Raw genomic sequence first — 24,098 nt, 5'->3', positions numbered from 1 at the left:
CGGTTATCGTCCGCATACCGAAAGCGGGAGCTCGCAAAACGAACGCCCGATCTCGGGCCAACCATCGGTCGTGCCGGATCCGCCCAGCGCCAGCGCCTCGTCGGCGTGCTCGTCGAGGCGTCGAACGGAAGAGCCGTCGTTCGCATCGTGCATGCCTTTGCCCGCATGCGAACTTTCGCTTGCCCTGGACCGGGCCCTGGAAATGGATGCGTCCGGTAAGGAGGTGACGATGAGCGCCGATCCTGACCCCCAGCGAACCGGCCCCGGGCCGGCGACGGTGGAGACGGATCGCACCATGATCCAGTCCATCGACCGGGCGGCGAACGTCCTCGCGCTACTCGATCAGCACACCCGGAGTCTCGCCCCCGGCCTGGTGGCCGAGCGCCTCGGCCTCAACCGCACGACCGCGCACCGCTATCTCCAGTCCCTGCAACGGGCCGGCTTCCTGAGCGCGTCGTTCGGCCCCGGCCCGCTGCTCGACCAGCTCTTCGCCCTCGTCTCGGTCCGCCAGCAGCTCCTCACGCTGGCGCCGGCGATCATGCGGCAGCTCTCGGACACGACCGGCCTCACCACAGTGCTCAGCTTCCTCGGCCGTTCCGGCGCGGTGGTGACGCTCGTCGAGGAGCCGCACCAGGGCACCATCGTGCTGACGGCCCGGATCGGGACGGTGCTGGAACTCAAGGCCGCGCAGACCCGCGTTCTGCTCGCCTTCCAGGCCGACCCGGCCACCGTGACCCGGGCCCACGCGAGCCTCACCCCGGCCGAGGCGGCGGTGGAGCGGCAGGCGCTGGCCCGGGTACGGCGCCACCGGATCGCCTGGGCGGACCTGGATCGGGCCGGTCTGGCCTCGGTGGCGGTGCCGATCTTCGCCACCTACGACGTGCAGGCCGCGATGGGCCTGCTCGGCACGACCGAGATGCTCAACCCCGCGGAGCGGTCCTCGGCGCGCGTCGCCGCGCTGGAACAGGCGGCCGAGACCCTGGGCTCCATGATCGCGACCAGCCATGCATGAAAGGCGAGCCCGGGACGCCGGGCGGAAGGCGGAAACAGACATGCCAGGTCTCCTACGGCGGCTCCGGCCGCGTCCGCAGTGGCTGCTCCTCGTGCCGGCGCTCACCCTGCTCGCCTGGATCCTGCTCGTGCCGCTCGGGAACAGCTTCCTGCGCAGCGTCGGCAACGGCGACTGGACCCTGCGGCACTACGAGTCGCTGTTCACCGACGGGGTGACGATGCGGGTGCTCGTCCGCACCGCGCTGACCGCGGCCGCGGTCACCGTCATCGCCTTCCTGCTCGGCTACCCGTACGCCTACCTGATGACCCGCGTCGGGCCGCGCATGCGCGGCGTCCTGCTGATCATCGTGCTGATCCCGTTCTGGACGTCGGTCATGGCCCGCAACTACGCCTGGATCGTCATCCTGCAACGCAACGGACCGGTGCACTCCTTCTTCGAGCTGTTCGGCCTGGACGTCGTGCTGTACGGGACGGTGGCCGGCGTGACGGTCGCGATGAGCCAGGTGCTGCTCCCGTTCATGGTGCTGCCGTTGTTCAGCGCGCTGTCCGGCATCGACCGCCGGCTCCTGCTGGCCGCGCGCGGCCTCGGCTCCCACCCGCTGGTCGCGTTCTGGAAGATCTACTGGCCGCTGTCGCGCGCCGGCGTGGTCGCGGGCCTGATCCTCGTGTTCACCCTGAGCCTCGGCTTCTACGTCACGCCGGCCCTGCTCGGGTCGCCACAGCAGTCCCTCGTCGCGCAGCTGCTCGGCCAGCGCACCACCCTGCTGCTCGACTTCTCGGGCGCGGGCGCGCTGGGGATGCTCGTGCTCGTCGTCACCCTCGTGCTAGTCGCCTGGGCGAACCGCCTCGGCGGAACCATCTCGGCGATCGGCGTGGTCGCCGCCGCCAGGACGAAGGACCAGCCATGACCGCGACGAAGACCGACAACCCTCCGGGTACGCAGAGGCGACCCGCCCCGGCCCGTCGGCGCCGCCGCGCCACCTCCGTGGACCCGATCCCCTGGTGGCTCAAGCTCGTCGGCGCCCTGGTGGCGCTGTACTTCATCCTGCCGACCCTGTTCGTCATCCCGATGAGCTTCAGCACGGCGTCGACGTTCCAGTTCCCGCCCACCGGCTTCTCGCTCAAGCTGTACGAGAACTTCTTCACCGACCCGACCTGGCTCGCGTCGTTGCGTACCTCGGTGCTTGTCGGCGTGCTCGCCGCGTCGCTCGCCACAGTGGTCGGCACCGCCGCCGCCATCGGCCTGCACAGCCTGACCGGGCGGCTCGCGCGGCTCGCCCGGACGTTGCTGATGGTCTCTATCGTCACGCCGTCGATCGTGATCGCGGTCGCGGTCTACATCTCGTTCCTGAAGTGGCACCTCGTCGGCACGCTGAGCGGGTACGTCCTCGCCCATGCCGCGATCGGCGTGCCGTTCGTGCTGGTGTCGGTGACGAGCGCGCTCAGCGGCTTCGACCCGAAGCTGCTGCGGGCGTCGGCGTCGCTGGGCGCGACGCCGATCCGGACCTTCCTGTTCGTGACCATGCCGCTGATCAGCCGGGGGATCGTCACCGGCGCCATCTTCGCGTTCGTCACCTCGTTCGACGAGGTGGTGATCGCGCTGTTCCTCCGCGCGCCGACGTTCCAGACGCTGCCGGTGCAGATGTACAACAGCGTCACCGTCGAGATCGACCCCACCATCGCCGCGTCGTCGAGCCTGGTCGTCGTCGCGGTCACCGTCATCTGCCTCGTGCTGTTCGTGGGCAACCGAAAGAGCCGATAGGAGCATCATGTCCGCATCCACGTTCCGCACGGCCGAGCCCGTGCCGGCGTCCACCCGGGCCGGGACCCAGATCCGGCTCAGCAACGTGACGAAGGACTACGGACTGACCCATCCGGCCGTCGACGACGTCTCACTGACCATCGAGCCGGGCGAGTTCATGACCCTGCTCGGGCCCAGCGGCTCGGGCAAGACCACCACGCTCAACCTCATCGCCGGGTTCGAGACGCTCACCACCGGCGCCATCTCGTTCGACGGCGTGGACGTGAGCCGGCTGCCACCGCACAAGCGCAACCTCGGCATGCTCTTCCAGAACTACGCGCTCTTCCCGCACATGACAGTCGCCCAGAACGTCGCCTATCCGCTGCGGGAACGCCGCATGTCCAAGCCGGACATCGCGCGCAAGGTCGCGGAGGTGCTCGAACTCGTCCAGCTGACCGGCCGGGACGGGCACTACCCGGCGCAGCTGTCCGGTGGGCAGCAGCAGCGGGTCGCGCTGGCCCGGGCCATCGTCTTCGGCCCGACCGCGCTGCTGCTGGACGAGCCGCTCGGCGCGCTGGACCGCAACCTGCGCGCCACGCTGCAACTGGAGATCCGCCGCATCCACCGGGAGGTCGGCTCGACGTTCGTCTTCGTCACCCACGACCAGGAGGAGGCGATGAACCTGTCCGACCGGATCGCGCTGTTCAACGACGGGCGGATCGAGCAGCTGGGCCGCCCCGAGGCGCTCTACCGGTCGCCGGAGACGCTGTTCACCGCGCGGTTCCTCGGTGACTCGACGGTCTTCACGCTGTCGCAGGCGACCGGTACGACGGCGGTCTGGGAGGGCGAGGTGTGGTCGGTCGACAGCCGTACCGTGTCGGGCCTGGTGCGTGAGGGCCGCCCGGCCGCCCTGGTGGTACGGCCGGAGGACGTCCGGATCGCGGCCGACCGGGACGCGGTTCCGCCGGACGCGAACTGCGCGGCGGCGATCGTCCGCGACATCGAGTACATGGGGGCGTACCGGACCGCCATGCTGTCGCTCGGGGGCGCCGGCAACGTGATGGGCCGCGCCCGGCTGGACGCGCTGGAGAGCGACCTGCGGATCGGCCAGCCCGTGGTCGCCTGGTGGCGAGTCGACCGGCAGCGCGTCGTCGCGGGGTAGCTCGTTCACCATACGCACATTCGACCGCACTCTTTGGTAACGAACGGGTTCCACGCTCTTGTTGGGTACGTTACGCCCTCGCTACTGTTCACTATACGAAGCGCCAATCCATATTCCGAACAGTACGCCCGCGTTCGCGGGCCATAGCCGAAGGAAGTGACATGGTGTTGAGAACATCCCGCGTCCTCGCGGTCCTCGTGGCGACCGCAGTCGTGTCGATGACCGCCGCCTGCGGCGGAGACGAGCCGGCCGCCGCGGTGGACCCCGAGGGGGACGTCAAGCTCACGTTCGTCGCCTACGGCGGCGTCGGCCAGGACGCGATGATCAAGCACTACCAGGAGCCGTACACCAAGGCGCACCCGAACGTGACCTTCACCAACACCTCGCCGCCCGACGTGGCGCAGGTGAAGGCCCAGGTCGAGAGCGGGGCGGTGCTCTGGGACGTGGTCGCGACCGCGCCGGCCGCCGCGACCCAGAACTGCGGGACGCTGTTCGAGCCGCTCGACTTCTCCGGCGTTGACAAGAGCAACCTGGCCGAGGGCACGATCGGCAAGTGCTACATCGGCAACTTCATCAACGCCTCGCCCTTCGCCTACCGCACCGAGGCGTTCCCGGACCCGAGCAAGGCGCCCAAGACCATCAAGGACTTCTTCGACGTCCAGAACTTCCCCGGCCAGCGCGGGATCCTGACCAACCTGCAGAACGGCATCCTCGAATACCCGCTGCTCGCCGACGGTGTGGCGCCGGATGCGCTCTACCCGCTCGACGTCGACCGCTCGCTGAAGAAGCTCAACACGATCCGCAAGGTGACCACGTTCGCCCCGAACGTCGGCGCGCTCCAACAGGCGGTCGGCTCCAAGCAGGTCGACATGTTCCTGCTCGCCGACGCGCGGCTCGTGCCGCTGATGGACGAGGGCGCGGACATCACAGTGGTGTGGGACGTGACGGTGGCCTCGATCAACTGCTTCGCCGTGCCGAAGGGGTCGCCGAAGAAGGTGGCCGCGGAGCGGTTCCTGTCCACGGTGGTCAGCCCGGAGGCGGTGGCCGGCATCTCCGAGGCGCTCGGCACCGCGCCGGTGAACCTCGCCGCCAAGCCGAACCTGTCGGAGAACGCGAAGAAGGTCGAAGTCTACGGCGACGCCAACACCGGCAAGACCGTGCTGCAGGACGTCCAGTGGTACGCCGACAACTTCAACGAGGTCACCGCCAAGCTCACCAACTGGCTCGCCGGCTGAGGTGACCCCCAGGTAGCGATTCGTCCGTCATGTGAACTACGCTTCGGGGGTGGCGAACTTTGATCCGAACGAAGCCTCGAACTCGGACATCCGGGCGGTCGCGCGCGTGGGACAGATCTGCGCGCTCTTCGGTCCCCGGGTCGTCGAGCTCACGGCCGCGGACGTCGCCGAACGGACGGGTCTGAACCGCACCACCGCCTACCGATACTGCGCGTCGATGACTGCCGCCGGCATTCTCGAACGGGGGACGCGCCGCGGGACGTTCGCCCTCGGCGGACTGATGCTGGAACTGGGAATTCGGGCGCTGGGACGCCAGCGGATCGTCGAGATCGCCGGGCCCCACCTGCGGAAGCTGAGCACCGACGCGCGAATGACGGCGGTGCTCAGCGTCCGTGGCGCCCAGGGGCCGGTGGTGACCCTGGTCGAGGAGGACACCAGCCGCCAGGTCGTGGTCACCGTGCATCCCGGCACCAAGCTCGACGCGAGCGCCGCGCAGACGCACGTGTACCTCGCGTACGCCGACGAGGCCGTGATGGACCTGGTGGCCGCCGGCATGTCCCCGGCCGAGCGCGCCCGGCTGGACTCCGAGGTCTACGCCGCACGCCGGCAGGGCTACAGCGTGGCCCGGCACAGCGGCGGCCTGTTCGCGGTGGCCGCCCCGGTCTTCGACGAGAAGGGGCTGTGCGCCACTGTCGCACTCCTCGGCGCCGGCGACATCGCCGAGCTGTCCGCCGCCATCGAGTTGCTGGTGGCGACCGCCACTACCCTGACCAGCGAACTCGGCGCCCCCGCAGACAGCGCGCCGACGGCAGACGAGTAACGGGCCCGATCTTCCCCGCCCCGCCCGCGCTCTCCGGCCGCCCACTCGTTGACCAAGGACTTTGTGTCCAGATCCGCCCCCGGTCCCGCACCCCTAACTCCTTGATCACCGGCACCCCGGCGCGCGCCACCCACCCCGCGCGCGAGGACCCACGCGCTGATCATGAAGTTGACCGGGAGAAAACGGGCGAAAATCGCGGTCAACTTCATGATCGACGGCGTCAGGGGGCCCGCTGGGCGGCTGGAAGTTCGTATGCCGGAATGCTTCTTGCGGTAGGTGAACACGTCACGTACGTTCCTCGCATCGCCCTCCGGCCGGACCTGGCGATGCCAGAGCTCTTCGCACGGCATCTACGGACAGGGATGTGACGATGAAACCTCTGACAAGACGGCTGACGGCGGCGGCGACCGGGCTCCTGCTGGTGGTCGGCGTGAACATCGCGGTACGGGCGCCGCACGCGGCGGCGAGCGGAAACGTGCCGGTGAGCATCGACTCGCTGGCCCGGGACGTCGAACGGGTCGAGTCGCTGCGCGAGGTCAAGGACGTGCAGCGGTCGTACGCCCACCTGGCCCAGTTCGGGCGCTGGGCGGACATGGCGAAGCTGTTCAGCGCGAACGGCACGCTGCAGTGGGGAAGTCAGGTGGTGAGCGGCCACCACGCCATCAAGGGATGGCTCGCGGCGGAGGCCGGGGACATGAACGGCGCCCGGCCGGGCGCGCTGCACACCACGGTGATCGACCAGCCGCTTGTCAACCTGTCGCCGGACGGCCGTACCGCGAAGGGCCGCTGGTCCGGGATCCGCTTCCTCGGTGACGGGGCCGGCGCGGCGCGCATCGACGGCGGCATCTACCAGAACGAGTACGTGCTGGAGAACGGCGAGTGGAAGATCTCGCTGCTGCGCTACTACCCGCTCTACGAGGGCGACTACGCCACCGGCTTCCGGACCATCAACCGCCAGCCGGTGCCGGTGGTGCCGTACCACTTCACGCCCGACGTGGCCGGCGTGCCGATCCCGGCGGCGACCGGGCCCGCGCCGAAGACCCGGTTCAACGCGAAGGAGCTGGCCGACCGCATCACCGCGCTCAACGACGAGGACTCGGTGCGCAACCTGCAGCACGCGTACGGCTACTACGTCGACCGCCGGATGTGGAGCGACGTGGTCGACCTGTTCACCGACGGCGCGAAGGTCACCATCGACGGCGTGGGCGTGTTCCGCAACGCCGCCGGTGTCCGCCAGGCGATGGAGCGGATGGGGCCGGAGGGCCTGACGCAGGGCGTGCTCAACGACCGGCCGCTGTTCGACACGATCGTCGACGTGGAGGACAACGGCAAGAAGGCGACCACCCGGGGCATCGAGGTCGGCATGCTCAACGACGCCGGCGGCGCCTCGTGGCAGTTCTCCGTCTTCACGAACCGCTTCGTCAAGCAGGGTGGCCTGTGGAAGCTCAAGGAGATGCACCTGACGCCGCTGGTCACGGCGCCCTACAGCACCGGCTGGGGCGACGGCGGGACCGGCCCGGTCGCCTCCGTCAAGCCGCCGAAGTTCCTCGACGTGGCCGGGCGTACCCCGGCGCCGAAGCCCGGCAAGGCGGCCGGCGCGCCGAAGGGCCCGAAGGCGGACCTGGCCGACCTCCAGCGGAGGCTGAACCGCTCGGTCGCGTTCGACGGAGCGGAGAACGTCTCGGCGGCCTACAGCTACTACATCGACGACAGCAGGTGGCCGGAGATGGCGGCCGTGCACGCGGTGAACGGCCACAAGCTGTCCCCGTTCGCCGGCTGGAACGTGACGCGCGAACGGATTCTCGGCTCGGTGGTCTCGACGTACGGCAACACGCCACCGCCGACGCAGAAGTCCTTCCTGGTGCTGCACTGGCGGCCGCAGCCGGTCATCGACGTCTCGCACGACGGCCGGTCGGCGTCGGTCCGGGCCCGGCTCATGCACGTCAACGCCTCGACGGTCAACGCCGGGTACATCAACGGCGCGATGTACAACGACCAGTTCGTGCTGGAGGACGGCGTCTGGCGGATCTGGAGCCTGGACATCGACGAGTTCTACTGGCAGTCGCCGACCTGGGCCCAGGGCTGGGGTGGCGTGGCCCCGCGTGACCCGAGCCTGCCCGACCCGCCGCCGAGCAATCTGGTGAACACCTACCCGCCGGACGTCCTGCACAGCGCGCTGGGCGAGCGGTCGCGCGGCTTCCGCGGCGGCAGCCCCGGATACATCCAGTGGCCGGACATCGTGCCGATGTGGTTCCACTACCGCAACCCGGTCAGCGGACGGGTGCCGCCGCACTTCTGGTACGACTGCGCGCCCTGCGAGGTGCGTCCGGACTGGAGCATGACGCGGCACGGCTACCAGCTGCCGCCGACCGGACCGCAGATCGACGGGCTGGAGGTGGGCTGATCCGTCAGTGACGGCGGCTGCCGCCGCGTCCGTTCCGAGGCGCCTCTTCCCGCATCCCGTGGGGAGGGGCGCCTCCGCGCGCCCGCCGCACTCCGGTGTCCCCCAGCCGGCGGCGAGATGGTGTGGGTTGGGCAAAGTTCATCTGGCGTAATAGCTCATGCGCCCTGCGAACATGTCCCGTACGTTTCCGGCAACTGCCTCCGGTCGTGACCTCCACGGCCGCCCGCCGACCACGGGGATTCCACATACGCCAGCAACGGACAGGGATGTGAAGATGAGACGTCTGACAAGACGGCTGACCGCGACAGCCTCCGCACTGCTGCTGGTCGCCGCCGGCATGGTCGCCCTCCAGGCGCCCCCGGCCGCGGCCACCACCCCGACGATCACCCTGAACTCCCTCGCCCGGGACCTGGTCCGCGTCGAGTCGCTGCGCGAGGTCAAGGACGTGCAGCGCACGTACGCGCACCTCGCGCAGTACGGCAGATGGTCGGACATGGCGGCGCTGTTCAGCGCCGACGCGACCTTCCGCTGGGGCGACGAGACGGTCACCGGCCGCGCCGCGATCCGCGACTGGCTGGAGGCCGACGCCGGCGCGATGAACGGCATCAACCCGGGATCCCTGCACACCGTGATCGTCGACCAGCCGCTGGTGAACCTCTCCGTCGACGGCCTGTCCGCGAAGGCGCGCTGGAACGGCTTCCGCTTCCTCGGTGACGGCGCGGGCGCGGCCCGGATCGAGGGCGGCATCTACGAGAACGAGTACGTGTTCGAGAACGGCCGCTGGCGGATCTCCCTGCTGCACTACTACCCGCAGTACGAGGGGGACTACGCCACCGGCTGGCGCAACAAGGACCTCGAGCTGCTGCCGATCGTCCCGTACCACTTCACTCCGGACGAGGCGGGCGTGCCGATCCCGGAGCCGGTCGGTCCGGCGCCGCCGGCCGGCACGACCGTCAACAAGGTGGCGGCCCGCATCGACAAGCTCAACAGCGAGGACTCGGTCCGCAACCTCCAGCACGCCTACGGCTACTACGTCGACCGGCGGATGTGGTCCGACGTGGTAGACCTGTTCGCCAACGGCGCCACGGTGACCATCGACAACGTGGGCACGTTCCGGGGCGCCGCCGGCGTCCGCCAGGCCATGGAGCGCATGGGCCCGGAGAACCTCAGCCAGGGCATCCTCAATGAGCGTATCCAGTTCGACACGATCGTCGACGTGCACACCAGTGGCACGCAGGCGACCGCCCGGGGCATCGAGTTCGCCATGGTCGGCGACGCCAACACCCGCGAGGCGTCGTGGGAGATCTCCGTGTTCCACAACCACTTCGTCAAGCAGGGCGGGCTGTGGAAGCTCAAGGACATGAACATCACGCCGCTGGTGATCGCCCCGTACTCCACCGGCTGGGGTGACGGCGGCATCGCGCCGGCGCCGACCCGGGTGCCGGCCTTCCTCGACGTGCAGGCGCGCAGCCAGAAGAACGCCGGCGGCGCGGCGTCGTCGAACCGGAACCTGACCGACCTCGACCGCCGGCTGGCCCGGTCGCTGGCGTTCGACGGGGCGGAGAACGTCTCGATGGCGTACACCGCCTACCTGGACGACCTCCGGATCTACGACATGGCGCAGATCCACGCCGAGTTCGGCCACAAGCTGTCGCCGTTCGCCGGCTACTTCCAGGGCCCGGAGCGGATCCGGCAGGCCGGGGTGACGGTCTACGGAACCAACCCGTCGACGATGCGCGCCAGCATCTCGTACCACTGGCGGCCGCAACCGGTGATCCTCGTGTCCGAGGACGGACGGTCGGCGACGATGCGCGCCCGCCTGCTCCAGCCGCGGACGTCGAGGACCAACGCCGGCGCGTTCAACGGCGCGATGTACAACGACGAGTTCGTGCTCGAGAACGGCATCTGGCGCATCTGGAGCCTGACCATCGACGAGTTCTACTGGCAGTCGACGAACTGGGCCGGCGGCTGGGCCGCGGCGAACCCGCGCAACCCGGAGCTGCCGGACCCGGCGCCCAGCACGCTGGTGACCCGGTACCCGCCGGACGTGCTGCTCAGCAGCATGGGTGAGCGCTCGCGCGGGTTCCAGGGCGGTTCCCCCGGTTACATCGCGTGGCCCGGCATCGTGCCGATGTGGTTCCACTACAAGAACCCGGTCAGCGGGCGCGAGCCGCAGTTCTACTGGCCGCAGTGCGCGCCGTGCGAGGTGCGGCCGGACTGGCGGATGACCGAGCACGGCTGGCAGCAGCCGCCGCTCGGCCCGCAGGTCGACGGAGTGGATCTGGGCTGACCCGGGCGACACCGCGCCGTCAGTGGGGGAGCGCCTCTTCCGACTCCGGTCGGGAGGGGCGCTCCGCCGTCACGACGCCTGTGGACACACGAGACCGCGCTCCGTAATATGAACTTCGGTTGCGCTATCCGAACATTTGCTGCTCACCGGCAGCCGTCGAGAAGAGGGATAGAGAAGCCATGCCGGACCCGCAGAACCGCCCCCTCCCGTTGGCGGGCAAGGTCGTCCTCGTCGTCGGCGCCAGCGCGGGCATCGGCGCCGACGCCGCCCGGGTGTTCGCCGCCGACGGCGCCTCGCTGATGCTCGTCGCCCGCTCCGAGGGGCCACTGGAGAAGATCGCCCTGGAACTCGCCTCGGCCGGGCACGACGTCGACCACGTCACCGGCGACATCTCCGTCGCCCGCGACGTCGCCCGCGTCGTGGACCGGACCGTCGAGCGGTTCGGCCGGCTCGACGGCGCCTTCAACAACGCCGCGATGACACAGGGCGGCCGCCTGGACCAGGTCCCCGAGGAGGACTTCGACCGGATCATGGCGGTGAACGTCAAGGGCACCTGGTTGTGCGTCCGCGAGCAGGTGCGGGTCATGCTCGGCCGGGGCGCCGGCTCGATCGTCAACGTGAGCAGCATCGGCGGACTGCGCGGCAACTCCGGCCTGGGCGCGTACCAGGCGACCAAGCACGCGGTCATCGGGCTGACCCGCACCGCCGCGCACGACTTCGGCCCGCTCGGGATCCGGGTGAACGTGATCGCGCCCGGCCCTACCGAGACGCCGATGCTGGCCCAGACCCGGCTGGCGATTCCCGGCGGCGTCGAGGCCCGGATCGCGGCGACCCCACTGCGCAAGGCGGGCACCGGGACGGAGGTCGGCGCGACCGCGTCGTTCCTGCTGAGCGACCGGGCCAGCCACATCAGCGGGGCGGTGCTCCCGGTGGACGGTGGCTTCAGTGCCTGACGAGACCGCGGTGACCGCGCCGACCGGCGACGGCGGCAAGCTCCGCTCCGCCGCCGTCGGCACGCTCCGCCTTCCCCCACGGATCCACTTCGGGTACGGCGCCCGCCGGCACCTGCCGGAGGTCGTCCGGGTGCACGGCCGGCGCGTACTCGCCGTGGTCGACCCGTTCCTGGTGCGGACGCCGATCTTCCGCGAGACGGTGGACGCCCTGACCGGGGCCGGGCTGGACGTGCTGGTCCACTCCGACATCACGCCGGAACTCCCGGTCGACACACTCGACGCCGCGGTCGCGACCGCCCGCGACTACCGCGCGGAGGTGGTCCTGGCGATCGGCGGCGGCAGCGCGCTCGACGCCGCCAAACTGATCGCGCTGCTGTCGGCCTACGGCGGGCCGGCGCACCGCTACTACGGCGAGAACCTCGTGCCCGGGCCGATCGTGCCGCTGGTGGCGGTGCCGACGACCGCGGGCACCGGGTCGGAGGTGACACCCGTCGCGGTCGTGTCCGACCCCGACCGCGAGCTCAAGGTGGGCATCTCCAGCCCTTTTCTGGTGCCGTCGGCCGCCGTGGTCGACCCGGAGTTCACGCTCGGGACGCCCGCGACGGTGACCGCCTGGTCCGGCATCGACGCGCTGGTGCACGCGGTCGAGTCGTTCACGGCCCGGCCGGTCGACCTCGACTGGTCGGGCGTGCTCCCGGTGTTCACCGGACGCAACGTGCTGAGTGAGTCGGTCGCGTTGCAGGCGGCGGCGCGTCTGGGCCCCTGGCTGCCGGTCGCGGTCCACCGGCCCGGCGACCGGCGGGCACGGCACGAGGTGGCGCTGGGCTCGCTGCTCGGCGGGATGGCGTTCGGCGCGACCGGCACCCACCTGTGCCACGCCCTGCAGTACCCGATCGGCGCGCTCACCAAGACTCCGCACGGGCTCGGCACCGGGCTGATGCTCCCGTACGTCATCGACACGCTGATGGCGCAGCCGGCGGTCGCGGCGCGGCTCACGGCGCTCGGCGCGGCGCTCGAAGCGGTCCCGGCGGCGGACGCCTCCGCGACGCGGACGCTCGCCCGGGTGGTCGAGATCAACCGGGAGATCGGCGTGCCGCGCACGCTCGCCGAGATCGGGCTGACGCGCCACCAGCTTCCGCAGATCGCCGAGCTGGGGCTCAGGTCCACCCGGCTGATCGCGGCCGCCCCGGTGGATCCGTCCCGCGAGCTGCTGCTCGACATCCTGGAACGCGCCCACGACGGCGCCCTGGCGAATGGGAGTCTCAGGTGAACCTGCTCGCGGACCTCTTCATCGACGGGCAGTGGCGGCCCGGCTCCGACGGCCGCCGGTTCGACGTGACCGACCCCGCCGACCTCTCCACCATCGCCCGGTTCGCCGTCGCGACGGAGCAGGACTGCATGGCGGCCGTGGACGCCGCGGCGGCGGCCCAGCCCGCCTGGGCCGCGACCGCGCCGCGCGAGCGCAGTGAGCTGCTGCGCCGGGCGTACGAGATCCTCACCGACGAGGTCGAGGTCTTCGCCGAGCTGATGGTGCGGGAGAACGGCAAGTCGTGGGCGGACGCGATCGGCGAGGCCAACTACGCCAAGGAGTTCTTCCGCTGGTTCGCCGAGGAGGCCGTCCGGGTGCCGGGCGACTACCGCCTCTCCCCGGCGGGGGACAAGCGGATCGTCGTGGACCGGCAGCCCGTCGGCGTGTCCCTGCTGATCACGCCGTGGAACTTCCCGGCCGCGATGGCCACGCGCAAGCTCGGCCCGGCGCTGGCGGCCGGGTGCACGACGATCCTCAAGCCCGCGCGGGAGACGCCGCTGACCGCCGCCTACGTCGTGGAGGTCCTGCGCCGTGCCGGCGTGCCGCGTGGCGTGGTCAACCTGGTCACTCCGGTGCCGACCGGCCCGCTGGTGAAGCGGATGATCGACCGTCCCGAGGTCCGTAAGCTCTCCTTCACCGGCTCCACCGAGGTCGGCCGTGAGCTGCTGCACGCCTGCGCGGACAGCGTGGTCAGCACGTCGATGGAGCTCGGTGGCAACGCCCCGCTCATCGTGCTGCCGAGCGCGGACCTGGACACCGCCGTGGAGGGCGCGCTGCTGGCCAAGATGCGCAACGGCGGGTCCGCCTGCACCGCGGCCAACCGCTTCTACGTCCATTCCTCGGTGCACGACGAGTTCGTCGCCCGGATGGACGCCGCTCTCGCCGCGGTGTCGGTCGGGCCGGGGCTCGACCGGGCGAACGCCCTGGGCGCGCTCGTCTCCATGGCCGAGCGGGACAAGGTGGCGGACCTGGTCCGGACCGCTGTCGCGCAGGGGGCCACCGTGGTGCGCGGCGGACGGTCCGCGGCCCACGGCGCGTTCTACGACGCGACGCTGCTGACCGGCGTGGCGCACGGCTCCACCATCACCACGACGGAGATCTTCGGGCCGGTCACCGCGGTGGTCCGCTTCGACCACGTCGACGACGCGGTCGAGATGGCGAACGACACCGTCTACGGCCTGATGGCGTACGTCTTCGGTGAGGAGCGGGAGGCGATGGCCGTCGCCCGGCGTCTGGAAGCCGGGATGGTGGCCGTGAACCGGGGCGTCGTCAGCGACCCGGCCGCCCCGTTCGGCGGGGTCAAGCAGAGCGGCCTCGGCCGGGAGGGCGGCTCCGAGGGCATCCTGGAGTTCCTGGAGGAGAAGTACATCGCGCTCACCGCGTGAAGGTCGAACCTCTCGACGAAGCGCCCGGCTCCGGCCGGGCGCTTCTCGTGTCCGGTGTGACCCGCGCCGGTCCACTGTGCACCATGCCGCATTTGTCTTCCATAAGGGTCTTCTCGCGCTATGGCGGATTCGCGCCGGACGGGCACCCTCGATCGGTTTGCTAGAGCTATAACGACGAAATTCGTCGGTTCAAAGCTATCTACCGACGAGTTGCTGAGATTTCATGGACAACAACTGGCGTGGCTCGTAGAGTCTCGGCATCTTCCGATGATCTGGAGATGACGTGAAGACTGCCGCCACCGCCCAACCCGTTCGTTCCGCCGCCGACCTGCACGCCGCCGCAACAGTGGTGGACGGAAGCACGGTCATCGAGCTGAGCGACGCCCACCTCGACCGGATCCGGCGAGGAGGCGTCACCGCGGTCAACCACACGGTCACCCGGCCGTACGCGGACACCGTCACCGCCCTGCGCGAGGTCAACCGCTGCCGCAGGTGGATCGACGCACACCCGGACGAGGTGCTGCTCGCCCTGACCGTGGACGACATCCACCGGGCCAAGGCCGAGGGCAAGGAGGCCGTCATCCTCGGCCCGCAGGACACCGAGATGATCGGGGGTGACCTCGACCTGCTCGGCACGTTCCACGACCTGGGCGTCCGCATCCTTCAGCTGACCTACCAGCGGCAGAACCTGCTCGGCGCGGGCTGCGGCGAGGACACCGACTCGGGGCTGACGCACCGGGGCCGCGCCTTCGTCAAGGCGATGAACGAGCTGGGCGTGCTGGTCGACGTCTCGCACAGCGGCGAGCGCACCGGCCTGGACGCGATGGACGCCTCGGACAAGCCGGTCGTCGTCACGCACGCCTTCTGCGACGCGCTGTCGCCGCACATCCGCGCCAAGTCGGACGGATACCTGCGGCGCCTCGCCGAGCAGGGCGGCGTCATGGGCATCACCACCCTGTCGGGGTTCCTGTACCACCCGGAGGACCCGTCCCGTCGTCCGGACCTGACCCGCTTCGTGGAGCACGTCTGCCGTGTGGTGGAGGTGGCCGGCGTCGACCACGTCGCCGTCGCCACCGACTACGACGAGACGTGGACCGAGGAGATGCGGATCGCGCAGCTCAAGAGCATCGCGCAGGCGAACTCGAAGGAGCACCAGAACCTGCTCGGTGACTTCGGATGGGAGGAGCGCCGGGCGATCGGCATGGACGACGCCGCGGACTTCCCCAACATCACCGAGGCGCTTCTGGCCGGCGGATTCTCGCCGGAGGACGTGATCAAGATCCTCGGCGGCAACTGGCTTCGGGTCTATGGGGAGGCATGGAAGCCGGCCGCGCGATGAAGCGCTAATCGTGACACTGCCAAGGAGACTGATGCGTACCCGAATTCTGATGAGAGCGCTGGCGGTGGGCGTCGTGACGACGCTCGCGGCCGGCTGCGGAGGCGGCGAGCCGCCGTCGGGCAAGTCCGGTGGCAACGCCAGCGACGGCCTCACCAGCAACGTCAAGCTCGAGGACGAGACGCAGGCCGCCGGCACGCCGAAGTCCGGTGGCCGCCTGCGGATCATGATCCGGCTGGACGCCAACGAACTCGACCCGCACCGGATGTCGGAGACCTCGGCCTTCGTCATCAACGAGCAGATCTACGAGTCGCTCGTGCAGTCGTACCGGGGCGAGATCAAGCCGGCGATCGCCGAGTCGTGGGAGCTGAGCGCGGACGGCCAGACCGTGACGTTCAAGCTGCGCGACAACGCGTACTTCCACAGCGGCCGCAAGGTGACCGCCGTCGACGTGAAGTACTCGATCGAGCGGATCAAGGACCCGGCCACCCGGGCGCCGCGCGCCCGTAGCTACGAGGGCATCACCTCGGTCGAGGCGCCCGACGAGCGCACCGTCGTGATGAAGCTCGCCAAGCCCAACGCCGCCATCCTGACCCTGCTGTCCACCGCCGCGTCGTCGATCGTCGACCGGACCGTGGTCGAGAAGCAGGGCGACCTCAACGGCAGCGTCGACGGCGGCAGCGGGCCGTTCAAGCTCGCCGCCCGGACCACCGGCCAGGCCATCAAGCTGGACAAGCACGACAAGTACTGGGAGTCCGGGGTTCCGTACCTGGACGGGCTGGACTTCACGTTCAACCCGGACGACAACGCCCGCGCCGCCGCCGTGCGCAGCGGCACCGTCGACTTCCTGTGGCGGCCCGCGCCCGAGTTCATCGACGCGCTCAAGCGCGACGAGAAGCTCAAGTGGTACGGCGGCTCCGGCTCGCTGTCGCTGCACCTGCGGCTGAACACCTCGAAGGCGCCGTACGACAACGTCAAGGTCCGGCAGGCCATCTACCTGGCGCTGGACCGGCAGGAGATCCTGAACGTCGCCAACTCCGGCTTCGGCACCGCGCTCAACGCCGGCTACCTGCCGCCGGACCGCTTCGGCGCGCTGAAGGAGCCGGTGTACGGCAAGCCCGACATCGAGAAGGCCAAGGCGCTGCTGGCCGAGGCGGGTTACCCGAACGGCTTCGACGCCAAGCTCATGGTGATCGCCACCTCGGCGTTCCAGGTGCGCTCGGCGGAGGTGGAGCAGCAGCAGCTCGCCAAGATCGGCATCAAGGTGACGCTGGAGTCGGTCGAGTCCACCATCGCCGACACCAAGACGAAGTCCGGGGACTTCGACATGTACCAGTCCGGCTTCGGCCTGACCTACGACCCGGACGAGCGGTTCACCGCCAGCTTCCTCAAGGGCGGCGGCCTGAACTACGGCAACTGGTCCGACCCGGAGTACGAGGACCTGATCGTCAAGGCCCGCTCCGAGCTGGACAAGGACAAGCGCGCCCAGCTCTACCAGCAGGCCGAGAAGATCCTGGCCGAGCGGGGCCCGGTGGCCATGACCTTCCTGAACGCCGACTTCGACGTCGTGCAGAAGGACGTCATGGGTTACCGGGGTGACCCCACGCCGACCTACCGCTTCTACCGGCACCTCTGGCTCGACCGCTGACGAGTCGCGGAGGGGACGCCGGCCCACGGCGTCCCCTCCGCCGCACCGCGACGAAAGGCAATCCATGACGGCCGTACCCCTGACCCATCGCTACGTCATCGCCGCCCGGCTGAAGGGCTACCTCGGCAAGCACGAGGAGTCCGTGGCGCTGCTCACCGAGGCGCTCGAACTGGAACCGGACAGCCCGCGCCTGTTGCGCTTCCGCGGCCACCGGCGGATCTCCATCAGTGACTACGCCGGCGCGATCGCGGACCTGCGCGCCGCCGCCGACCAGCTCGCCGGCGTCGAGGACGAGTACGAGATGTACCAGCCGGAGGTGGAGAAGGACGTCGTCAGCCTGATCCTCGGCCGGCCCGAGGACGTGCGCCCGCAGCACCTCAGCGACACCGACGCCGCCGCGAACCCGGAGATCCTCGGCCGCTACAACACCACGCTGCACGCCTCCGTCTGGTACCACCTGGGCGTCGCCCAGTACCTCGCCGGTGACCTGGAGGGCTGCCTGCCCAGCTTCGCCGAGTCGGAGAAGGCGTCCCGGCACCAGGAGGGCCTGGTCGCGTCGCAGGACTGGCAGTACATGGCGCTGCGGCGCCTCGGCCGGACCGCCGAGGCCGAGGAGGTGCTCGACCGGTTCCGCACTGTCGACCTGGTCGACGAGCCGCACCTGGTCGGCTACGAGGGCCGGATGAAGCTCTACACCGGCGAGATCGGCCCGGACGAGCTGTGGGCGATGTGCGACGGCAACAGCCTCAAGACCGTCACCCAGGGGTACGGCCTCGGTAACTGGCACTACTACAACGGTGACGTCGACAAGGCGCGTGAGGTGTTCGACGGGGTGCTGAAGACCCGCGTCACGCACGCCTTCGCGTACCTGGCAGTCAAGGCCGAGTACGAGCGCAACCCGGACTTCGCGACCACGAGCAAGGAGAACTGAGATGGCAATCATCCGTGCCGAGATCGGCAAGCGGGACCAGGCCACCAAGGAAGCGATGATCGCCGACCTGACCGACGTGCTGGTCAAGTACGGCTCGCCGCGCGAGAACACCCACGTCCTGCTCTACGAGGTGTCGTACGACAACTGGGCCAAGGGCGGCGTGACGTACAACAACCGGAAGCGTGCGCAGGAGTCCTCGTGACCGGCGCCGTCGCGGGACCGCACGTCCTGCTCACCCCCAACCTGTCGGACCTGCTCCCGCAACTGCGGGAGCGGTTCCCGCAGTGCCGGTTCAGCCCGGTACCGGACGGTGAGCCGGTACGCGACGAGTGGCTCGACGCCGAGGTGATCCTGCGCAGCGCGATGAACGAGGACACCTTCGACGAGCTGCTGGCCAAGTGCGACCGGCTGCGGTGGGTGCAGATCACCGCGGCCGGGTTCGACTGGGTGGGCGGCGAGCTGATGCAGCGCCGCCTCGCCGAAGGGCTGCTCTACACCCGGTCGCCCAACTCCTACAACGTGCCGATCGCCGAGTACGCCATCGGCGCCGTGCTGATGCGCTTCCGCGCGTTCCCGGAACACCGGGAGGCGCAGGAGCGCCGGGAGTGGGTGCGGATCACCGGCCGGGACTTCATCGGCAGCACGATGCTCGTCTTCGGCACCGGCGGCATCGGCGGCGAGGTGGCCTGGCGGGCCCGCGCGCTCGGCGTCGACGTGATCGGGGTGAACCGCTCCGGCACTCCGGCCGAGGGCTTCGACCGGGTGATCCCGTACGCCGAGCACATGGCCGTGCTGCCGGAGGCCGACTCGGTGGTCCTGGCCATGCCGCTGACCACCGAGAACCGCTACTTCTTCGACGCCGAGCACTTCGCGGCGATGAAGGAGTCGGCGGTGCTGGTGAACGTCGGGCGGGGCGCGCTCGTGGTGGAGGACGCCCTGGTCGACGCGATGCGGTCCGGCCGGATCGCCGGCGCGGTGCTGGACGTGTTCGAGGAGGAGCCGCTGCCGGCCGACCACCGGCTGTGGGACCTGCCGAACACCACCATCACCCCGCACACGTCGTTCCGCGGCACCGGCAACCTCCAGCGGCTCTACGCCGACTTCTGCGTCAACCTGGAGCGTTACCTGGCCGGCGAGCAGCTGGCCGGCCTGAAGCGGCAGCCCGACCTGGGGTACTGAGGCGGCCGAACGAGAGGCGGCCCACCGGATCGATCCGGTGGGCCGCCTTCGTCGTGCCGCACGTCAGTCGAGCAGCGCGCGGGCCGCAGTCAGCACGTCGTGTTCACCGAGCAGGACGTGGTCGGCCGCCGGGCCCAGCGGGACGTAGCTGTCGACGCTGTTGACGCGGGAGATCCGCCCCGGGTAACCGGCGTCGACCAGGGCGGCCACCACCGCCTCGGAGACGCCGCCGCCGGCGCGGGTCTCGTCCACCACCAGCACCCGGGGTACGCCGTCGAGCGCGGCGAGCATGCTCGCGGCCGGCAGCGGCGCGAGCCACTGCAGGTCCACGACGCGGGTGCCGGCGCCCCGCTCGGCGGCCAGCGTCTCGGCCACCCGCAGGCTCATCGGCACGCCGTTGCCGAACGTGACGAGCGCCAGGTCGTCGCCGTCGCGTACGGTCCGGACCTGTCCGAGCGGCGTCTCGGTGGCCGCCCACTCGTCCGGCGGGGCGTACCGGGCCAGCCAGCCGCCGTCGCCGTCGCTGTGCAGGTCACGGGTGTGGTAGAGCGCGATCGGCTCCAGGAACACGCAGACCCGCTTCTCCTGCTCGGCCAGCGCGAGGCACTGCCGAAGCAGCGCCGGCGCGGTGGCCGGGTGGGAGACGACAGCCAGCGCCAGGCCGGGGATGTCCCGCAGCACCGCCACCGAGTTGTCGTTGTGGAAGTGCCCGCCGAACCCCTTCTGGTACGCCAGCCCGGCGATCCGGACCACCATGCCGTTGCCGTACTGCCCGTCGGAGAAGAACCGCAGCGAGGCGGCCTCGCCGCGCAGCTGGTCCTCGGCGTTGTGCAGGTAGGCGAGGTACTGGATCTCCGGGATCGGCAGCGTGCCGGCCAGCGCGCCGCCGAGCGCCACCCCGAGGATGGTCTGCTCGTCCAGCAGCGTGTCGAACACGCGGTTCGCGCCGAACGCCTTGCGCAGCCCGCGGGTGGCGCCGTAGACGCCGCCCTTGCGGGCCACGTCCTCGCCGAAGACCTGCGCCTGCGGCCAGGTGAGCAGCGCGTCGTGCAGCGCGGCGTTTACCGACTGGGCGAGCGTGAGCGGTCCGCGCGACTCGGGGAGCCGGCCGCCGAACACCTTCTCCCGTCCGGCGCCGGCCCGTCCGGCGGCCGCGCTGACCCGGTCGGTCCGGCGTTCGGTCAGCGGAGCGGTCACCGCAGCCGCGTCGGGCAGCCGCTCGACCCGCCCGAGCATCGCCTCGGCCTGGTCCATGATCAGCTTGCGGGCGTGCTCGTAGCGGGCCAGGCTCTCGGCCGGGGCGAGGATGCCGCGCCGGGCCAGCACCGCCGCCGTGGCCAGCAGCGGGTCGCGGGCGTAGTCGGCGAGGATCTCCGACCGGGACCGGTACGCCAGTTCCGCGTCGGAGCCGGCGTGGCCCATGAACCGGACCGTGCGCAGGTGCAGCACGGCGGGACGGCGTCCGGCGCGTACCCGATCGGCCGCCTCGCCCGCGACGGCGAGCAGCCGCGCGGGATCGGTGCCGTCGGCGGCGGTGTAGTCCAGGCCTGGTAGCGCGGACAGCATCCGGTCCACCCAGCCGTGCGGGGACCGGGTGCTGATGCCGATGCCGTTGTCCTCGCAGACGAACAGCACCGGCATCCCGAGCCCCTGGTGGGCGGCCCACCCGACGGCGTTCAGCGCGCCCGCCGCGGTGGAGTGGTTGGCCGAGGCGTCGCCGAAGCTGCACACCACCACCGCGTCGGCCGGGTAGCCGGTGTCGCCGACGCCCCGGTCCAGCGCGAACGCCATGCCCATCGCGCGGGGCAGGTGCGAGGCGATTGTCGAGGTCTGCGGGATGACGTTCAGCGCGCGGTGCCCGAAGACCTTGTGCCGGCCGCCGGAGATCGGGTCCCGCCGGGACGCGGCGGCGGAGTGCAGCACGTCGGTGATCGGGGTGGAGCCGGGGACCTGCCCGGCCCGGGCGGCGTAGAAGCCGCCGGACCGGTAGTGCAGCAGCGCCGGATCGGTCGGCCGCAGCGCCAGCGCGACGGCGGCGTTGCTCTCGTGGCCGCTGGATCCGATCGTGTAGAAGCCCTCCCGTTTCGACTGCAGCCAGCGCAGCGCGAGGTCGAGGTGGCGGCTCTGGATCTGGGCGTCGAAGTAGTCCAGCAGCAGACCGGCGTCGACCTCGACGTCCGGCGACGGGTCGGCGGGCGCCGCGGCGCCCGCCGACCATTCCGACAGTTGACGAACCAGGTGTTCGTCGATGGTTTCCACGTTGCTCCTTGCCGGGGGTGCGAGGGGTCAGCGGCCGGAACGGCCGCGCAGTCGCGGGTCGAGCACGTCGCGGAGGGTGTCGCCCAGCAGGTTGAAGCCCAGCACCGCGATCATGATGCAGACGCCGGGGACGACCGATGGCCAGATCGACATCTCCATGAACGCCTTGCCGCTGGAGAGCATCGACCCCCAGGACGGCTGGGGCGGCTGCACGCCGAGCCCGAGGTAGCCCAGGGACGCCTCGACCAGGATGGCGGTGGCCAGGCTCGTGGTGAACTGCACCGCGATCGGGGCGACCGAGTTGGGCAGGATGTACTTGAAGATCAGCCGGGCGTTGGTGAGCCCGACCGCCTGGCCGGACTCCACGTACGGCTCGCGGCGCACCGACATCGCCGTGCCGCGTACGACCCGGGCGAAGCTCGGGATGAACACGAGGATCAGGGCCAGGATCAGGTTCTCGGTGCCGGGGCCCCGGGCGGCGACGACCGCCAGCGCGAGCAGCAGCGTGGGGAAGGCGAACATGATGTCGGTGGCCGGGGTGATGATCGCGTCGAGGAAGCCCCGGTAGAAGCCGGCGAGCAGTCCGAGCAGGACGCCGATCGCGCCCGCGCAGGTCACCACGATCAGGCTGACCGTCAGCGAGGTGCGTGCGCCGTACAGGGCGCGGCTGAGCAGGTCGCGGCCGGCCTCGTCGGCGCCGAGCAGGAAGTCGCCGCCGGGCGCGGCGAGCCGCTGGTTGGACATGGCGGTCGGGTCGTACGGGGCGATGAGCGGGGCCAGCGCCGCCGCGCCGACCATCAGCACCACGATGACCAGGCCGATGGCGCCCACCCGGTCGCGCCAGATCAGGCGTAGCAACTCCAGGCTGCGGGGGGTCCGGCGAGTGGACGCCGCCTCGGCGGGGCGGCGGTCGGGGGCGGTGTCAGTGACCACTGCGCAACCTCGGATCCAGGTAGGTGTAGATGAGGTCTACGAGGAAGTTGACGACGACGTAGAAGAAGGCCAGGAAGAGCAGGGTGCCCTGGACGACCGGGTAGTCGCGCTGGGAGATGCCGCGGATGACCATCGTCCCCAGGCCCGGCCAGGCGAACACCTGCTCGACGATGACGGTGCCGCCCAGCAGCGCGCCGGCCTGGATGCCCAGCACCGTCACGACCGGGATCAGCGAGTTGCGCAGCGCGTGCCGGGTCATGACCACGCGCTCGCCGAGGCCCTTGGACCGGGCGGTGCGTACGTAGTCCTGGTTGAGCACCTCCAGCATGCTGGAGCGGGTCATCCGCATGCTGATCGCGGCGAGGCTGGAGCCGAGCGTCACGGCGGGGAGGATGAGGTGCTTCAGGGTGCCCCAGAAGCCCTCACCCTCACCCGCGCCCTGCGACGGCAGCCAGCCCAGCGACACCGAGAAGACGTACACCAGCAGGATGCCGAGCCAGAAGTTCGGCAGCGACAGCCCGACCAGCGAGCCGACCCGGGTGGTGGCGTCCAGCAGCCCGTTGCGCTTGGTGGCGCTGAGCACGCCGAGCGGGATGGAGATGAGGATCGAGACCAGCAGCGCCGACACGGCCAGCAGCAGCGTGGACGGAAGGCGCTGCATGATCTCTTCGAGCACCGGCTGGCCGGTGCGCATCGAGGTGCCGAAGTCGCCCTGGACCAGGGCGCCGAGCCACCTCAGGAACTGCTCGTACACGGGCATGTCGAGCCCGAAGTAGCGGCGCATCTCCGCCTCGATCGCGGGGTCGCCGAAGTCCTGACCCATGATCGAGCTGATCACGTCGCCGGGGATCATGCGGATGACCAGGAATGAGATCACCGAGATCCCGAAAAGGACTGGAATAACCGATAAGAGACGGGTCAACGTGATGCGCAGCATTGCGGGTTTCTCCGGTCGGTCAGGTGTCAGCGCCGGGTGTGCCGGGGTCGGCTTCCGCGTCCCAGCCGGCTTCCTCGTCCCCCGTGACGGCGATGTCGCGCGCCCATTCGTGCGCGCGCTTGGCGACCCGTAGCACCATCACCGACCGGCTCTCCATCACCCCGTCGAGGTTGCCCAGCCGCTCCGTCCAGAACCGCCGCATGGCGTTGCTGGAGGCGAAGTAGCCGACGGCGATGATGTCGAACTGGCCGGTCACGTGGTAGACGTACGCGATCTCCGGCATCCCGGCGAGCTTGTCGATGAGCCTTTCTGTGGCACCCGGAGCGCTCTGGATCTCGAACAGCGTGTGCACCGGCCGCCCCATGAAGGCGGCGCTGGGAATCGCGGCGAACTGCAGCTGACCCTCGGTGACAAGCCGTTCCACCCGGCGTCGTACGGATCCCTCGGAGAGGCCGACCTTCGCCGCCAGCGCGACGTTCGTCTGCCGTGGATCCTGAACGAGCTCCCGGATGATGCTGCGATCTTTCTCGATCGAGCTCTTGGATGCCATCTCGCTCCAACTCTT

20 protein-coding genes are annotated in these 24,098 nt (G+C 70.3%); 16 read left to right on the top strand and 4 right to left on the bottom strand.

Going from position 1 to position 24,098, the window contains the following annotated elements; translation table 11 throughout:
• Nucleotides 1-229 precede the first annotated feature (229 nt).
• The 16 genes from BAW75_RS26670 to BAW75_RS26595 all read left to right on the top strand — a co-directional run bounded on the left by BAW75_RS26670 (nt 230) and on the right by BAW75_RS26595 (nt 19,404).
• Complete coding sequence (locus tag BAW75_RS26670; protein ID WP_158559985.1) at nt 230-1,012, top strand: IclR family transcriptional regulator; 783 nt, start codon at nt 230-232, stop codon at nt 1,010-1,012.
• Between the two features lie 40 nt (nt 1,013-1,052).
• Nucleotides 1,053-1,919 (top strand): ABC transporter permease, encoded by an 867-nt coding sequence (locus BAW75_RS26665; RefSeq protein ID WP_158559984.1) that lies wholly within the window; start codon nt 1,053-1,055, stop codon nt 1,917-1,919.
• Nucleotides 1,916-2,773, top strand: coding sequence for an ABC transporter permease (locus tag BAW75_RS26660; protein WP_104115299.1), 858 nt, complete (start codon nt 1,916-1,918; stop codon nt 2,771-2,773). The genes BAW75_RS26665 and BAW75_RS26660 overlap by 4 nt, the downstream gene beginning before the upstream one ends.
• Before the next feature lie 7 nt (nt 2,774-2,780).
• On the top strand, nt 2,781-3,914 hold the full coding sequence (locus BAW75_RS26655; RefSeq protein ID WP_104115298.1) for an ABC transporter ATP-binding protein: 1,134 nt from the start codon (nt 2,781-2,783) through the stop codon (nt 3,912-3,914).
• 161 nt (nt 3,915-4,075) lie between these two features.
• The gene (locus BAW75_RS26650) at nt 4,076-5,149 is read left to right on the top strand and encodes an extracellular solute-binding protein (protein ID WP_104115297.1); all 1,074 of its coding nucleotides are present in this window, start codon (nt 4,076-4,078) and stop codon (nt 5,147-5,149) included.
• A gap of 49 nt (nt 5,150-5,198) precedes the next feature.
• Entirely contained in the window at nt 5,199-5,969 is a 771-nt protein-coding gene (locus BAW75_RS26645) for an IclR family transcriptional regulator (RefSeq protein ID WP_158559983.1), read from the top strand.
• A gap of 370 nt (nt 5,970-6,339) precedes the next feature.
• On the top strand, nt 6,340-8,373 hold the full coding sequence (locus BAW75_RS26640; RefSeq protein WP_104115295.1) for a nuclear transport factor 2 family protein: 2,034 nt from the start codon (nt 6,340-6,342) through the stop codon (nt 8,371-8,373).
• A 274-nt stretch (nt 8,374-8,647) separates the two neighbouring features.
• Nucleotides 8,648-10,663 (top strand): nuclear transport factor 2 family protein, encoded by a 2,016-nt coding sequence (locus BAW75_RS26635; protein WP_104115294.1) that lies wholly within the window; start codon nt 8,648-8,650, stop codon nt 10,661-10,663.
• 179 nt (nt 10,664-10,842) lie between these two features.
• Nucleotides 10,843-11,616, top strand: a complete 774-nt coding sequence (locus tag BAW75_RS26630) for an SDR family NAD(P)-dependent oxidoreductase (RefSeq protein WP_104115293.1) — start codon at nt 10,843-10,845, stop codon at nt 11,614-11,616.
• Nucleotides 11,609-12,886 (top strand): iron-containing alcohol dehydrogenase, encoded by a 1,278-nt coding sequence (locus BAW75_RS26625; protein ID WP_167435623.1) that lies wholly within the window; start codon nt 11,609-11,611, stop codon nt 12,884-12,886. Before BAW75_RS26630 ends, BAW75_RS26625 begins: the two co-directional genes overlap by 8 nt.
• Nucleotides 12,883-14,310: an NAD-dependent succinate-semialdehyde dehydrogenase gene (locus BAW75_RS26620; RefSeq protein WP_244206281.1), complete on the top strand. Its 1,428-nt coding sequence runs from the start codon at nt 12,883-12,885 to the stop codon at nt 14,308-14,310. The genes BAW75_RS26625 and BAW75_RS26620 overlap by 4 nt, the downstream gene beginning before the upstream one ends.
• 283 nt (nt 14,311-14,593) lie before the next feature.
• Entirely contained in the window at nt 14,594-15,649 is a 1,056-nt protein-coding gene (locus BAW75_RS26615) for a dipeptidase (protein ID WP_043325193.1), read from the top strand.
• 31 nt (nt 15,650-15,680) lie between these two features.
• Entirely contained in the window at nt 15,681-17,294 is a 1,614-nt protein-coding gene (locus BAW75_RS26610; protein WP_167435622.1) for an ABC transporter substrate-binding protein, read from the top strand.
• Nucleotides 17,295-17,358: 64 nt separating this feature from the next.
• The gene (locus tag BAW75_RS26605; RefSeq protein WP_043325191.1) at nt 17,359-18,225 is read left to right on the top strand and encodes a tetratricopeptide repeat protein; all 867 of its coding nucleotides are present in this window, start codon (nt 17,359-17,361) and stop codon (nt 18,223-18,225) included.
• A 1-nt stretch (nt 18,226) separates the two neighbouring features.
• Nucleotides 18,227-18,427, top strand: a complete 201-nt coding sequence (locus tag BAW75_RS26600) for a tautomerase family protein (protein WP_018786431.1) — start codon at nt 18,227-18,229, stop codon at nt 18,425-18,427.
• Nucleotides 18,424-19,404: a D-2-hydroxyacid dehydrogenase gene (locus BAW75_RS26595; protein WP_104115290.1), complete on the top strand. Its 981-nt coding sequence runs from the start codon at nt 18,424-18,426 to the stop codon at nt 19,402-19,404. The genes BAW75_RS26600 and BAW75_RS26595 overlap by 4 nt, the downstream gene beginning before the upstream one ends.
• Nucleotides 19,405-19,467: 63 nt before the next feature.
• Here the strand turns inward: BAW75_RS26595 and BAW75_RS26590 are convergent, their stop codons facing one another.
• From BAW75_RS26590 to BAW75_RS26575, 4 genes are read right to left on the bottom strand one after another with little or no spacing between them, the layout of a single operon-like run.
• Nucleotides 19,468-21,654 carry a thiamine pyrophosphate-dependent enzyme gene (locus tag BAW75_RS26590; protein ID WP_420915049.1) on the bottom strand — a complete coding sequence of 729 codons (2,187 nt, stop codon included), beginning with the start codon at nt 21,652-21,654 and terminating at the stop codon, nt 19,468-19,470.
• Between the two features lie 36 nt (nt 21,655-21,690).
• On the bottom strand, nt 21,691-22,596 hold the full coding sequence (locus BAW75_RS26585) for an ABC transporter permease (protein ID WP_244206280.1): 906 nt from the start codon (nt 22,594-22,596) through the stop codon (nt 21,691-21,693).
• Nucleotides 22,586-23,533, bottom strand: coding sequence for a nickel ABC transporter permease (nikB, locus tag BAW75_RS26580; protein ID WP_030499628.1), 948 nt, complete (start codon nt 23,531-23,533; stop codon nt 22,586-22,588). Before nikB ends, BAW75_RS26585 begins: the two co-directional genes overlap by 11 nt.
• 19 nt (nt 23,534-23,552) lie before the next feature.
• The gene (locus BAW75_RS26575; protein ID WP_030499629.1) at nt 23,553-24,083 is read right to left on the bottom strand and encodes an Lrp/AsnC family transcriptional regulator; all 531 of its coding nucleotides are present in this window, start codon (nt 24,081-24,083) and stop codon (nt 23,553-23,555) included.
• Between the last annotated feature and the right edge of the window lie 15 nt (nt 24,084-24,098).

This window comes from Micromonospora chalcea (assembly GCF_002926165.1).
In the GTDB taxonomy this organism is placed as follows: Bacteria; Actinomycetota; Actinomycetes; order Mycobacteriales; family Micromonosporaceae; genus Micromonospora; species Micromonospora chalcea.
Note: the sequence above shows the minus strand (reverse complement) of the source record. Positions and strands in the feature narration are given on the sequence as shown.

Bases quoted from the DNA above. Each gene is read 5' to 3' on its own strand.
- BAW75_RS26665 (WP_158559984.1), top strand. From the start codon at position 1,053: ATGCCAGGTCTCCTACGGCGGCTCCGGCCGCGTCCGCAGTGGCTGCTC.
- BAW75_RS26650 (WP_104115297.1), top strand. From the start codon at position 4,076: ATGGTGTTGAGAACATCCCGCGTCCTCGCGGTCCTCGTGGCGACCGCA.
- nikB (WP_030499628.1), bottom strand. From the start codon at position 23,533: ATGCTGCGCATCACGTTGACCCGTCTCTTATCGGTTATTCCAGTCCTT.
- BAW75_RS26610 (WP_167435622.1), top strand. From the start codon at position 15,681: ATGCGTACCCGAATTCTGATGAGAGCGCTGGCGGTGGGCGTCGTGACG.
- BAW75_RS26640 (WP_104115295.1), top strand. From the start codon at position 6,340: ATGAAACCTCTGACAAGACGGCTGACGGCGGCGGCGACCGGGCTCCTG.
- BAW75_RS26605 (WP_043325191.1), top strand. From the start codon at position 17,359: ATGACGGCCGTACCCCTGACCCATCGCTACGTCATCGCCGCCCGGCTG.
- BAW75_RS26630 (WP_104115293.1), top strand. From the start codon at position 10,843: ATGCCGGACCCGCAGAACCGCCCCCTCCCGTTGGCGGGCAAGGTCGTC.
- BAW75_RS26600 (WP_018786431.1), top strand. From the start codon at position 18,227: ATGGCAATCATCCGTGCCGAGATCGGCAAGCGGGACCAGGCCACCAAG.
- BAW75_RS26575 (WP_030499629.1), bottom strand. From the start codon at position 24,083: ATGGCATCCAAGAGCTCGATCGAGAAAGATCGCAGCATCATCCGGGAG.
- BAW75_RS26635 (WP_104115294.1), top strand. From the start codon at position 8,648: ATGAGACGTCTGACAAGACGGCTGACCGCGACAGCCTCCGCACTGCTG.
- BAW75_RS26670 (WP_158559985.1), top strand. From the start codon at position 230: ATGAGCGCCGATCCTGACCCCCAGCGAACCGGCCCCGGGCCGGCGACG.
- BAW75_RS26655 (WP_104115298.1), top strand. From the start codon at position 2,781: ATGTCCGCATCCACGTTCCGCACGGCCGAGCCCGTGCCGGCGTCCACC.
- BAW75_RS26660 (WP_104115299.1), top strand. From the start codon at position 1,916: ATGACCGCGACGAAGACCGACAACCCTCCGGGTACGCAGAGGCGACCC.